The organism is Anaerolinea thermophila (assembly GCF_020723905.1).
Taxonomy (GTDB): domain Bacteria; phylum Chloroflexota; class Anaerolineae; order Anaerolineales; family Anaerolineaceae; genus Anaerolinea; species Anaerolinea thermophila_A.
Map to the genome: position 1 here is coordinate 1 of NZ_DYHZ01000003.1, position 12,893 is coordinate 12,893.

The 12,893-nt window shown below is 46.0% G+C and carries 10 protein-coding genes; all 10 read right to left on the reverse strand.

The window, feature by feature from the left end; all coding sequences use genetic code 11:
• Positions 1-161 precede the first annotated feature (161 nt).
• A complete protein-coding gene (locus LHF31_RS14615) occupies positions 162-497 on the reverse strand; it encodes a transposase (protein WP_363324791.1) in 336 nt (111 codons plus the stop codon).
• Between the two features lie 103 nt (positions 498-600).
• Positions 601-753 (reverse strand): transposase, encoded by a 153-nt coding sequence (locus LHF31_RS14620; RefSeq protein WP_363324792.1) that lies wholly within the window; start codon positions 751-753, stop codon positions 601-603.
• On the reverse strand, positions 725-1,435 hold the full coding sequence (locus tag LHF31_RS04900) for a transposase (RefSeq protein WP_298009197.1): 711 nt from the start codon (positions 1,433-1,435) through the stop codon (positions 725-727). The genes LHF31_RS14620 and LHF31_RS04900 overlap by 29 nt, the downstream gene beginning before the upstream one ends.
• A gap of 299 nt (positions 1,436-1,734) precedes the next feature.
• Positions 1,735-2,865 (reverse strand): cysteine desulfurase family protein, encoded by a 1,131-nt coding sequence (locus tag LHF31_RS04905; protein ID WP_298009199.1) that lies wholly within the window; start codon positions 2,863-2,865, stop codon positions 1,735-1,737.
• A gap of 11 nt (positions 2,866-2,876) precedes the next feature.
• The gene (gene brxL, locus LHF31_RS04910; protein WP_298009201.1) at positions 2,877-4,307 is read right to left on the reverse strand and encodes a BREX system Lon protease-like protein BrxL; all 1,431 of its coding nucleotides are present in this window, start codon (positions 4,305-4,307) and stop codon (positions 2,877-2,879) included.
• On the reverse strand, positions 4,304-6,460 hold the full coding sequence (locus LHF31_RS04915; RefSeq protein ID WP_298009204.1) for a hypothetical protein: 2,157 nt from the start codon (positions 6,458-6,460) through the stop codon (positions 4,304-4,306). Before LHF31_RS04915 ends, brxL begins: the two co-directional genes overlap by 4 nt.
• A gap of 1 nt (position 6,461) precedes the next feature.
• Positions 6,462-10,661: a hypothetical protein gene (locus tag LHF31_RS04920; protein WP_298009206.1), complete on the reverse strand. Its 4,200-nt coding sequence runs from the start codon at positions 10,659-10,661 to the stop codon at positions 6,462-6,464.
• Positions 10,662-10,689: 28 nt separating this feature from the next.
• Entirely contained in the window at positions 10,690-11,154 is a 465-nt protein-coding gene (locus LHF31_RS04925; protein WP_298009208.1) for a hypothetical protein, read from the reverse strand.
• A 24-nt stretch (positions 11,155-11,178) separates the two neighbouring features.
• Complete coding sequence (locus LHF31_RS04930; protein ID WP_298009210.1) at positions 11,179-11,976, reverse strand: DUF4007 family protein; 798 nt, start codon at positions 11,974-11,976, stop codon at positions 11,179-11,181.
• 13 nt (positions 11,977-11,989) lie between these two features.
• Complete coding sequence (locus LHF31_RS04935; RefSeq protein WP_298009213.1) at positions 11,990-12,799, reverse strand: phosphoadenosine phosphosulfate reductase family protein; 810 nt, start codon at positions 12,797-12,799, stop codon at positions 11,990-11,992.
• Between the last annotated feature and the right edge of the window lie 94 nt (positions 12,800-12,893).

The following is a 12,893-nucleotide window of genomic DNA, read 5'->3' on the forward strand; positions in this document are numbered from 1 at the left end:
CACAATACGGGCACTTTTCCGGTCGGTTTTCCTGGCAGTACTTGACTTCTGGAAGATGTAGGGTGACATTGACATGGCAGGCTCCGAGTTTATGGAGGTTTTGCAACTCCCATATTACTCCGGGTTTGCTCTTTTTTCAAAACCCACCAGATTTGGGACAGTTATATAAAAATAACAGAACCAAAAACATCGATTATGCAAACCTTTTTCTGTAAAATTGAGCGAAAAGTAACCACAGTTCTTTGACATTCGATCGGCTTGGTAGCACAAAATCGCTTACCGCTCTGCCATTCTTCACTGATTTCCATCAATAAGGCAGAAATCAGCCTCAGGCAGGATTCCTCGTTTGGGAAGATACCAACAACTCCAGTCCTGTGCCGAATCTCCTTGTTGACCCGCTCCAGACTGTTGGTAGTTCGGATGTGGCGGCGGTGTTCCAAGGGAAAGTCAAATACCGTAAAACCATCCGGCAAGTTGTCTTCCAGCCATGCGGACAACCGCGGGGCAATGACCGAAAACTTTTAAATGACCCTCTGAAGATGTTCCTGGGCTGTTTTGCGGTCAGCGGCGTTGAAGATGGCTCGAATATTGGCTGCCACCTCAGCGGGCATGGATTGGCGGGGCACATACGCGCCCGCGTTCTGCTGCAGGTGAAAACTGGCAGCGCTGCCATGGAACACTGCCCAAAACGGTTTTACGGGCAGCCTCAAGCCCGTGATGGTCGTCACTGATTACCAGGCGAACTCCATGCATACCGCGTTCCTTCAGCGATTTCAGGAAGGTATTCCATTGCGAAGCATCCCTTTAGGGAGTGCGTTTCGTGCTCGCTGAGCGAGGTGGAAACTCCTAAAACCTGCCTTTCACCGGTTGGTGAGATACCTGTTGCCAGTAAAACAGCCATGTCGCGGACTTGCCCAGCCTCTCTGACCTTCTCGTAGCGGGCATCCAGATAGAGATAAGTGATTTCGCCTAAAGGCAGCTCGCACCACGCCTGCAAAACGGCATCCAGTTGGGCTGTGGCTCGGCTGACCGCCTCTGCTGAAACTTCAAAATCGCATAACTGCCCGGTGATCTCCTTCACCTTGCGAGTGGAAACGCCTTGAACAATACCCTCTGCTAACGTTATGAGCACCGCGTGCTCGCTGCGTAAGCCTTTCTCCAAAGCCGCAGGGTAGAAACCGCTTTCCCGCACTTGCGGAACGGCGAAGGTAATCGCCCCAACCCGCGTTTTGACGGTCTTCGGCTTGTAACCATTGATATGACCGGTGCGGTGGGCGCTGCGTTCATAGGCTTCCGCTTGTAAAAACTTTGCCCGCTTCTCGGCCATTGCTTGGTTGACAAGGATGCGCAGCAGTTCGGGAATGACTCTCCAGCCCTGTTGAGATAAAATATCCGTGAGTTCTTCCAGAGAGGTATAATCGGTTGGGTGAGTCATGTCAGTCTCCTATTTTGTTTTGCGAACCTACAGGATACTTCTGACTCACCACTTTTGTTAAGGTTCGGATTTTTGTAGAAACAATGTTACACTAACATAGATAAAGGGGCTGTCTGGAAAGAAGACAGTCTTTTTACATTTACCATTTGACACCTGGTTTCATAAGGTAAATGCCTATTTTAGCCTCACCAGATGTTTTTTTCCTGCTAATGTTTCCCTCGGAGAGATGTCTGAAAAGAGAAAACAAGCCTTTTTGGACAGCCCCTCTGTTGTGACCTTATGATAAGTTAAGTGCAGGTTTAAGTTGAAATTGCTGAAAAGATTTGTTCTGTAATAACTTGAATGTCTTCCTCTTTGGTCATTCGTCCCAGCGATATCCTGATTGAAGAAGAGGCTTGTTGGCGGGTAAGTCCAATGGCTTGTAGAACATGAGAAGGTTCTGGCGCTCCTGTATTGCAGGCAGACCCGGTACTCATCATAAGACAGGGTAGACGAAGTAATAAAGCATCTGCCTCTTCGTTAAATGTTAAATTACTGGTATTGGGCAAACGAGGTGCAAATCGGGCATTAATTCGAAGGTTGGGAATTTTGGCTAATAAATTTTCCTCCAACTCATCCCGTAAATGCTGAATTCTAGTACTTTCATTACCAATTTCCGCGGCGATTATTTCACAGGCGGCCCCCAAGCCAACGATACCTGGAACATTGGATGTGCCTGCTCGTAACCCATTTTCTTGTCCACCTCCTTCTAAGAGAGGACGGAGAGCAATTTTTCGCTTGCCTCCCCGCACATAAAGCGCACCAATACCTTTTGGTCCATATAATTTATGGGCGCTGAGGGAGAGTAAATCTATCCCTAAAGTTTCGACGTTTACAGGTATTTTACCGACTGCTTGCGCTGCATCAGTGTGTACTAGGGCACCATACCGATGAGCAAGCGCTGTAATTTCTGCGATTGGTTGAATAGTCCCAATCTCATTATTAGCGGCTTGAATCGAAACGAGGAAAGTATTTTCATCAAGGAAATTTTCAAGATCGGTTAAACGCACCAGACCATTTTCATCTACCGGAAGGATAATCACGTCAAAGCCATTTTCCCGCAAACGGTTGCATGGCGCTAACACTGATTTATGTTCGATGGCACATGTGATGATTTTACGACGCGTTGAAGGAGCATATTCGGATGCGCCAAGAATTGCTAAATGATTGCTTTCGGTTGCGCCTGATGTAAAAAAAATCTCACCGCCGAGTGAGCCAAGGAGAGCAGCTACCTGCTCACGGGCGGTTTCGATCGCTCGTGCCGCCTTGCGCCCCAAGATATGCAACCCATTAGCCGGGTTACCATAGATTTCTGTGAAGTAAGGTAGCATAGCATGGACAACACGAGGATCGCATGGAGTGGTGGCGTTGTAATCAAGGTAAATATTCATAAGATGGCTATCTAAAAGTTTTGTGTGACTTTAATTTCTTCATCATACTGCCGGTATTCTGCATCTAACATATATAACTGATCCCATACCAGCTGGCGTAATTCAATAGCAGGATTAAGGCAATAAATTTCAAATTCTTCAGGCGTAATTCTTCCGTGTGGAAATTGCAATTTCATCAACCCGCTGGCTATCAGGCGCACGGCGTCTTCATTTCGCTTGTATCGTTTTTCGCCTGCGAGAGTGATAGCCGTTTGGACATATTGATTGGCAGTGATGTCTTCACGTAGCCCAAGCAGAGCATCACCGAAGAAGTCCGATTTCAACCCGATTCCTTGAGCAAACGAATCACCACTCAGTTTGCGCACTTTCCAACCGGGGATGATGCCACGCAAACGGTCTAAAAAGGCGGTTTCCCTTAAGAACTCGGGCAATTCCTTGATAATAGGTGTGTTGATGGGACGTTGTTCGTTGTCGAGTTGGATATTTGCAAGCATCACTAGGCTGGCTGGACTGGAAGTTTCATACAAGCCTCCGCGCGTCAGCTTCCCATTGGCAAGAAAGCCTTTCAGACCACCGACGATCTCTTCCGGTTTTTCGAACTTCAAGGTCTGGACTTCATCCAAAACGACCACGGCAAAACGCGCCAGCAGCCCCCATTGTCCGCTAGCGTTATTGACAAATAAGACGGCGGGAGATACATTGCCACCGCTGACCAGCCGAACCCGCGGGTTGATATTTTCATACAAGTAGCTCTTTCCCGTGCCTTTGGGAGCAAGTTCAAGCAGGTGCATGTTTTTCTCCACTAAGGGCAACAAGCGGCAGAGTAAATAGGTTTTTTCATGCTCGGTGAAATTCCAAGGGTTGTAGCCCATTGAGGTCAGGAGAAGTGCTCGCCATTCATCCAGGGTAAAAAGCGCTCGTTTTTCTTTATAAATTTCTAGATTCACCGAGGCCTGCATCGGTTTGAAGGAGGTCAGTGCAACTCCTTCCTTTGTATCCATCAATTCCACCACACCCCACATGCCTTGTTTAAGCAGGTCGGGATACTGTTCGACAATTCCATCAGCAATTTGAACTTCAGGTAGTCCTAATAACTTGAGTTGTGCTACACGTTCGCGCTTGTGTTTGGTCAAAACGACTTCCACTTCCACAGGTGTGAGGACTTTGACAACGTCTCCGTTCAGCAGGCGATTCCGAATGATTTTGGCATCTTCGGGTAAGGGTAAAAAATGATTTGCCCAGGTTTGTATTTTTTCCAGTTCTTCAGGAGAAACTGGACCTTCTCCAGGAGCAAGACTATCTAAAATCCATTCTGCTACGTAAGCGGGCACATTACGTCGGTTCAACTGGCTACTTGGAAGACGGCGTTTGTCAATAGCCAGGCGGCCAAAGACCTCTTTGACTTTTTTATTAAGTGTTTCAGGAGTGAAAGTAATGGTCATAATCCTAATTCCTTGAGTAAGTCGTCTGGCTGATCGTAAAGAACCTTCACTTCTAATGCGGCTTCAGTCTTTCGTGTAAAGGTCACACCGTTAGGCTGTAAAAACAGCAATGAAACATCGACTTTTCCCTTTGAAGATTTTGGTGGCCAGGGAGTGAGCGATGCCTGAAATTTACGCTGACTCAGGGGAGGGATCTTCCACTTAACGTTTAGTTTAGCTCCATGAGAAAATTCTATCGATTGGCATTCTAATTCTAATGAACTACCATTAACAATATAGACAAATATATCTCCATTCATATCGGCTTCACCTGTGCCGGTCAGAGAGATTTCCAACTTGGGGTGCGTCACATCACGCTGGAAGAGAAACCATGGGACAATCACTTCCTCTGGGAATAGTCCCCCATGAGGATAGGCTTCTGTACCATTGGTGACTGTAAAACTTGCTTCGCCCCAGGCTATGCGTAGGTTTTCCGACATGCCAAAGCGTTCACCATACAATTCAACCCAACCATCATTTTCGTTTACTATAAACCCAGCCTCAGGAAAGTTACGCTGGAAATTTCCCCAAGCGACACGTCCGTGAGCCTCCATTCCCTCTTCAACAGGTAATTGGTGCGGTGAACGCGGATTCAATAGCCGCCCGTGATCGCTGGTGATCAGGATGCTTAAGGGAATATTTGCAGGAATGGTTTGGGCGACTTCTTCGATTTCGCTTAGGATGGATATTAGTTTTGCCTGAACTTCCCGCTCGCGTTTATCTTCCTTCTCGAAGTGATAGGCTTTATCTGGCTGTTCCACGCGCCAAAACCAGACCTCTCCGGCGGCGGCTTGCTGTAGGTGTTTCTTTGGGGATTGATTGTCTGGCAAAATTTTTCCCAGAGTTGTGGTCTGTGGAGCGTTAAGCGGCGGCACCCCTTTCAGAAGGGCGTCTTTGGCAAACTCAGTGACAGTAGGCAGGGCAGTAAAGCAATACATTTTTCGTAACAAAGTTAATCGCGGGGCACGGGCAGAAAGTTCCTGAACCAGCCATTCAGCATCCCAGGCGGGTAAGCCATCCAGGATTACGCACAGGGTCAGGGTGTTGAGGTCGGTCAGGTGAGCAGATTTTTGGAAAGACAGATGTTCGCCCCCTAGCAGCCAGAGCGGGTAACGCCGCAGCAACCAGCGGGCAAAGGTTTGCGCAAGCTTGACCGCAGTCTGGCGGGCAGTTTCGTCCCCAAATTGCGCCTGCCAGCGGCGGTAAGGCAGGTACTCACGCTCGAACCACTCCAGAACAGCGTTTTCGTCTTCTGGCAGGTCAGTAGGCACAGGCGGCGGTAGATGCTTTTCTAGGTCAACCAAATTTGAGGGGTTGAGGTAGGGTTGAAGTTGCCAAAGCACTTCGCGGGTAAGTGCATGGGAGTGTTCACGGTAATAATCTGCCGTTTGACGCGCCAATTCCTGCCGCAATTTCAACGGCAGGGGGAAGGGTAACATCTTGGCAAAGAATAAGCCATTTGTTGCAATGATGCGCTTCATCCAGACTTCTCTCACCACACTTAGCCAGCGAGCGGGCAGTTCGAGCGGGAATTCATCCCAGGCATGATCTGCACCTTCCTCCGCGCCAAGCCAGCGCAAGAGCAGTGTTTCTGCCTGTGCGGCATTGGTAGCACGATATAGTTCTTTGATAGGTGCTTCGCCTGCTTGCATTTCCATATCGGAAGCAAATTTTTTTAAAATGACGGCTTCGGCTTCGGTGGGGGTGTGTTCCAGCAACCAGATCAGCCAGCGCGCGGCGTGTTCAGGCGAAGGCTCATATTTCCAAAGCCACAAATCGTCAGGATAGCAGTGATTGAGAATAAAGACGGGTGTAATTTGATCAGGTGAAATTGTCGTTTGCTCTAATTTCTCTGTCAGTTCCTTTGCCTGTAAACTAGTAAGCCCGGGGAACACTTTGCGAAGTGCATCGCTGGACGATTCAAGATATTCAAACGATTGGCCACGCAGACGGTAAAACGCTTCCGCCCAAGCACATAATTTTTCACCCTGAATCAGAATAGGGGTATCATCGGTAGCCCATTGCAAAAAATCTACCTCAGTTTTTATAATATGGACATTGGGGGTAGCAGGCAAATTGCCTTGACGATCAAGGAAAATCTTCTTGCCATTCATCTCAATCTACCAGTTTTTGTAATCGTTCCAAACATCGACGGCGAGTAGCAAGATCACTTATGCGCATAAAACGTTCTTCAATTTGGGCGACAAGGTCTTCCTCCATCCGCTGTTGCAGTGCTTGTTTGAGTTGATAAACGCGATATAGATCCTCTTCTGATAAAAAAGCGGGTGGATTTTCCAGAATTTGAAGCAATTTAGCAGGGGGTTCACCGATTTTATAACGTCTTGCAAGATCATCTAGCCAAGCATGAGCCTCTGAGATTTTGTTTTGCCGTAACCGGATAATTTCTTCTCGTTTTGAGCGTAACAAATCTTTCTGCGCTAAGTTGAGGCAGGAATTGAAACGATTTTCTATCGCTTCAAGCTCTGCTTCAAAATATTCCAAATCCTTAGGGCTATTGCTGGGTAACTGGCTAAGCGATTGAAGGGCTTCAAAGAATGCCTCAAGTTGTTCGATCTTTTGCTGACATTCGAGCAAAATGGCCTCAAATTGCGTTCCTTGGAAAGCATTCAGGTTGCGTAATAGCGTATCTCGTTTGTTGCGTAAATCGGACAATGACTTTGCCTCAGCAATTGCTTCAGGGAGTGATTTTGCTATCGTCTCATATTGACTGATTTTCGCCTCAATCTGATGAATTTTTTCCATCCGAAGTTTTTCGGTTTGTGGGGAAAGATTCTTAAATTCGCCCAGACGGTCCTGGTATTTATAAAGGTCTGCTAACCCTGCTGAAGGACTCATTTGGATAATTTGCTCAATGATACTCTTTTCACTCTCTCGCTGTTTCAACTCCTCGCGCCGACGATTGAGAGTTTCAAGTGCTTTATCCACTTCTTTTGCCAAAGCAGGATAGTCGGACAGGCTCTTGCGGGCACGTTTGAGGTGATCTTCGTGAGATCTATAGTCTGCCAGATCCTCCAATTTTGAATATTTGTTGCAAAACTGTGTAAGAGATTGTTGCAAAGTCGTTTCCCAGTGGTTTTTTAGATCGTGAATGGTCGCTTGCCCTGGTTGTACCAGTGATGGGGATTGAAGTTCTTTGAGAGTGTTTTGTAAACGTAACAGACCATCAAAATCGCTTCTTTCGAGTTCTTTTAACCATTCGGTTACCTGGTGATCATAAGTTTGGGCTATTTTCACTTCCTCCTCCAGGCGAGATTTCAATCGCTCAATTTCTTCTCGTTTGCTATCGGGTAGTCGCGGGTAACTCAATGTTTGTGCCAAAGTGTTTAGGGCGTCGTGTGCTTCAATCAATGTGAAAGGTTTCCCCTGGCGAATCTGATCTAAAACGAGATCTGTTTGATGATATATTTCATCGGCTTTAACGCGACTGATAGCAAGGGGCGTTGAGATAGTGATATAAGTGAAGAATTTTAGGAGAGAGTTGTTCTGATTCAAAATATTTCTTAGCTCGCTGAATGAAACTACTCTTCCGCCTAATGAAATGCGTGAGAATTCATGGCGGTGATAACCCATCCATGACGCGAACAACAGCGCTAAAGTGTTGTAATCATGTCCATAAGGAGGATTAAACAATTGCAACAAAACTTCCTGAACGCGAACCTCATTGCAACCGGGAGGAAAAGCCTGGTTAAGGGCTTCCCAGGCGTTTCTTAAGGCGTTATTGGTGGGAGGCTGAATAATGTAATCTTCCGCAGAAAGCAACCCCCACTTTTGGATTAGGTAATGGGTGATTAATTGATACTGGATATCTCTGTTTCGGAGAGTAGGTAGACTTCCAGCGATTTCATTGCTTAGTAACCCGAGCATTACATTTTGAACCGCATTGCGTAATTGATTGTTACCTTTCCCGATTACCTGATACTGCGTATAAAATTCCACTCGGTACGCATATGCCTGGCGGTAACACTCTGTTATGATGGATTTGAGGGATAAACGTCTGAGTGCCTGGATCGAAGGGCGATAAACTGATGGAATGGCGTAATCCGATAGATGAACGGGCAGATCAGCATAATTTTGAATATCTTCGACCAAACCAGTAATTGCGTGAGAAAAATTGGCTTCGGCCAAATTTTTTTCCTGCTCATACATCATTGAGCCGATTTTTTCACGGTCGGTATTATTCATGTTTTTAAGCGCCTTCAGGCGGCGTGCAGTTAAAATGAGGTCAGGCACAGGTCTCTTTGGAAGCACAATAACTACCGGAATAGGAAATTTGGAGCCTTCCAGTGCTTCCTCTAAAATTGATTGAGCGGTATGCCTTAAAGTTTCCTTTTCTTGTTCAGTTTGCGCAATTAGCCAAATAACAACTCCACGTTTTCCTTCCTCAATACTATTAAGACTTGCTCGATAAGGTTGAATTAGTGACCGAAGTGCTTCCGTGTTAAACATCTCCGCTGTCATAGCGGTATGATAGGGAGTCCAATCAGCAGCATGTCCAAATCCAAGGTTCAACTCCATTGGCTCGCGAACAAAAATCGAAACAATAAGTTCCATCAAGTCATCATCAACAGGCGTTTGTTCTATGGCACGCTGCAAGATTTCTTCCACTTCCTGCGGACGGCTGCTGGCGGGCCAGAGGGAAGATATTCTGTTTACAGGGTCGTAACGAATAACTCTGGCGTTAGCCAATTCTTTAAGAATCTGCTTGATCCTTTCTCGGTCCACACCGCTAATATGATGTAAAAGTTCAATTTGTGCTCCCGCATTTGCCCTCAAGTTAACTGCTGCTTGAACATACAAGGCTTGTAATACTTTTTGGTGTTCATCGTCCAGTGCCTGAGGTGCAGTTTGAAGTGCATTGTGGTAAGCCTGGTACCATTTTTTAGACAATTGCTCGCCAAAGAAATCAGCCAGAGCAATAGGATAGATAAAGTTTGGCCTTCCATCTATCTGGGCAGGCTGTGTGCGCAGGCGAGACCAAGACTCACGCACAAATTGCAGTGCAGTACGAGGATTTTCGCTTGCCCCTGCTTCAAAATGATGGATGGATAAGATAGCGGTGGTTAACGGGTGGAGAGGAAAACAACCCTTAATTACTTTTTCTCCAAAAGATCCCACATCCCAATGCAATTCCTGAGAATAATGGTTCCCAAAATGCTCCAAAACAATTTCCCGTGCCTGGGCAAATGCACTTCTCACCGATTGTTGTTCCTGAAATTTTTCCCACGCAACTTCGTCCTGTTTCAAGTAAGCGTCCAAAACACTTTCCATGAGCGAGAAGAGCCGCCCTCGTCTGTCTCTAGGCAAACGTTGTAATTCTCTCCTTACATCCTCAAGTTGTTGTCCCGTTGCGTAGGTACTTGAGATAGTCTCCACATCATGCTGAGAAAAAGCCACAAATGCGCTTTTGCCAGGGCAATCACTGATGCCGTTGAGCAATTCCTGTAATTTGCCCGATGAACGGCTCTGGATGTACTTGCGTAGAAACAGGCTAAATTCATCAAACAAGATCAGCAAGCCGCCAAATCCTTTGGGCTTGCAAACCTCGTTCACAGCCCAAATGACCAGGTCTTTTAAATTTATTTCACGGCCAAAGTTGGGATAGACGCCATTAAGATGCTTGAAGAGTTCCAGGGTTAGTTCATGTGATCCTTCCCGTTTTAGTGATTCAATTAGAGAAGGTAAATCGGTGTTTTCTTGCGCCAGGAATTCTTCAGCGCGTTCTCGCATTAATCCTTCGAGCCCTCTGAGCCATTTTTCAGCCGCATGGGTCCAAAGTGGAATTTGGATAGAGCGAGTGGCTTCGTGTTCGGAAAGGGCTTTTTCCAATGCAAGGATGAAACCCTCCTGTAAATCATTAATGACATCTCCCTGTAAGCGAATAACAAGGAATTCGCCTTTGCTTTTTTTAAACTCCCGATACCCAGCCAGCTGTGAGGGATTGTTAAGCGCCTGTTCAAGACGAGACAGGATAATTCGAACCTCTTCTGAATCGGCCGGCCGAGAAAAGAAATTAGCCAACGTCAACGCCAGGTGGCTTTTCCCGTGTCCATAATTCGCTGTCAGGACAAAGCGATTTTCAAACCTATCTACTGAGTAAACAGTTTTCAAAAGATCCAGCACTTCTTTGGCGGAGTAATCCCTTTGGGCATAACCGATTGTGGTGGGAGCATGAGTGGTGAAAATGTAGTTTCGGAGCAATTGTTTGTTGAGGTCAGGTTTTTCATAATCGCTCAGTTGAACATCAGAGCGAAATTCTCCTTCGAAATCCATTTTGACCAGGTCTTCGATCTTCATTATGCTAAATCCTCCCAATGGTAAAAAACTATTTGATTCCACCTTCGGCTATATACATCGCATAGTGGTGTTTAAGCTCAAGAGGTAACAATTCATTGGCACCTTCTGGAATAGTCAGCACCAGTTTTGTATTCGGATACGGTATACCCTCAAGAACGGTTAGCCAAAAACGTTTGCGTTCATCTACTTCCATCCCCAAAAGAAGCAAATCAAGAGTGTGCACTAGCAGGCAAGAACGCTTGAAATCCCTCTCGGTTAATTGACGCACCATTTCAACCAATTTGAAATGACCATTCTGCCGGGTAAGGCCAGAAAAACGGGCACCTTGTGGCAGGCTTTGTAAGAAAAACTGGCGCGCATCTATGGCTTGCATATCTAAACGCAAGGCAAGGATTTCTTCTTGTCCTAATAAATGCCTGGGTAGTAACCAAATCCCTATGCCCAACCGGGCACCAGGTTGACGTATCTTTTGAAGCAAATCGTAGATATCCATCCCCTGTATTCTTTAGTCCAAGAATTAAATAGCGTACAGTTTGTCCAAAGCGTATTCTAGGCTAGGCTGGAGCAGCACAACTTGATAGGGGTGCGCAATCCGGTAGAGGTCAATCATACCTTCCTGCTTCAGTTGTAGCAGCAATTCGGTGAAGCCACTTTCTCCAAGCAGAAAGAGCCCGGCAAACCGGTCTCCGCTCAGGTCATCCAGGTTAACCGTTAACCGCTCCCCATAGTGCGCTTGCCAGTAATCTGCCAGTGCATACCCCAGCGCCCAGATCGGAGGCTGGGACACTCTCTGTACATGATAAGTATTTTTTTCAATCTCCTCGAGCAAACCCAGTCGACTCAATCCGTCTCTTTTAAGATAGGTGCCGGTAAAGATTGTGATGGTGCTTCGGATTGAATGTGGAGAAGGGGCTTTACCCTTCTCTCGCTGTAAAAACCCAGCCAAATCATCAGCAAGTTGATCTGCCGTGAAAGTGTTGCCCGGTACAAACCAGTGAGTCACCAAATAATGCCAGAAAGCCGTAGGACCATGTGGCGCAGCCAGGTGATAATGCAGCAACCACTGGGTACCCGTTTTTTCCAGATTGGGGTCATGCTCGGCAACAAAACGCCCGAATAGAGTAAGATGTTTTTTCTCGTCCAACAAACCCGCCCGATAGGCATAACGTGGCATGGCTTCCTGATAAACTGTGCCTAAATCAGTTTTATTGGCAATATCAGACTGGTTAAACTCTGGCTTTTCTTGAGCTACAAACAGAACTTTTGTAATAGAAGAACGCGATAAGGAAAAGGTTCGATGGAAAGTTAAGCTCATTTCTCAATTCCTTTCACAGATGACATATCAAGCAACTTTCATCCTCAGATTCCTCTGGGGTGAAGATATTTGCCAGAGTTAAGTTACCCCTTGATTTCAAAGGGTGATCCTTGCGTCGCTCATACTCTTCTAAAATTGCTTTTCTGCGCTCTGGAGAGCGTAACTCTTTGAGACTTTCTTTTTGTGACCATGTATAACGTTCGCCAGTTTCTGGATTTTCCTTTTCGTAACTTTCTGCCTTCTCATATAAATCAGGATGATGTTCTAGTAAACCAAGCCATTCAATTTTTTGTTGGAAAAAGCAGAAATAACATCCAGACCTCGAACGCCATTGGTAGTATTCAGGTAATCCTAGACCGCTCTCTTCTAATATTCGTATAACATCTTCTTTTCGTATACCCTCTTCAATAAAAGGATAATGTGCGATGATGTTTGGTTTTGTGGAGATATACCCTTTTCGGTAAGTTTCATCTGCCCGGATTCCGATGTAATTATGGCAAATGCTGTCACCTATATATTCTTCAAAGGGTTTTATTTTAAGATATTCTGTACACCAACGAACTTGTCCTGAAGGTAGAAAACCACCACGCGCCTTGAGCATATCATCAAAGGACTGACGGGCCTTAAGTCTTTTGATTTCCTTACCTAGAAAAACCTCAAGCCTATCCAAGTAACTGTAAGTTTCTCTCAATTCCTCACCAGTATCGCAGAAAACGTATTCCAGGTTAGGGATACGATCGCGCAGGTAAATTGCCAGAGCCGTGCTATCTTTGCCGCCGGAAAGCGAGACAATATGGCGAGCAGGTTGCTCGTTATTAGACATAAAGACCTCCATTAACGACTGTACCAAATAAGACAAAGAAAGCCCCCCACACTTTAAGTATTGTATTCATTTCATTGAAAAGTCTCAACGTTTT

Excerpts from the sequence above, each read along its gene's own strand:
- LHF31_RS14620 (WP_363324792.1), bottom strand. The coding sequence starts at position 753 with ATGCATGGAGTTCGCCTGGTAATCAGTGACGACCATCACGGGCTTGAG.
- LHF31_RS04900 (WP_298009197.1), bottom strand. The coding sequence starts at position 1,435 with ATGACTCACCCAACCGATTATACCTCTCTGGAAGAACTCACGGATATT.
- LHF31_RS04905 (WP_298009199.1), bottom strand. The coding sequence starts at position 2,865 with ATGAATATTTACCTTGATTACAACGCCACCACTCCATGCGATCCTCGT.
- brxL (WP_298009201.1), bottom strand. The coding sequence starts at position 4,307 with ATGACCATTACTTTCACTCCTGAAACACTTAATAAAAAAGTCAAAGAG.
- LHF31_RS04915 (WP_298009204.1), bottom strand. The coding sequence starts at position 6,460 with ATGAATGGCAAGAAGATTTTCCTTGATCGTCAAGGCAATTTGCCTGCT.
- LHF31_RS04920 (WP_298009206.1), bottom strand. The coding sequence starts at position 10,661 with ATGAAGATCGAAGACCTGGTCAAAATGGATTTCGAAGGAGAATTTCGC.
- LHF31_RS04925 (WP_298009208.1), bottom strand. The coding sequence starts at position 11,154 with ATGGATATCTACGATTTGCTTCAAAAGATACGTCAACCTGGTGCCCGG.
- LHF31_RS04930 (WP_298009210.1), bottom strand. The coding sequence starts at position 11,976 with ATGAGCTTAACTTTCCATCGAACCTTTTCCTTATCGCGTTCTTCTATT.
- LHF31_RS04935 (WP_298009213.1), bottom strand. The coding sequence starts at position 12,799 with ATGTCTAATAACGAGCAACCTGCTCGCCATATTGTCTCGCTTTCCGGC.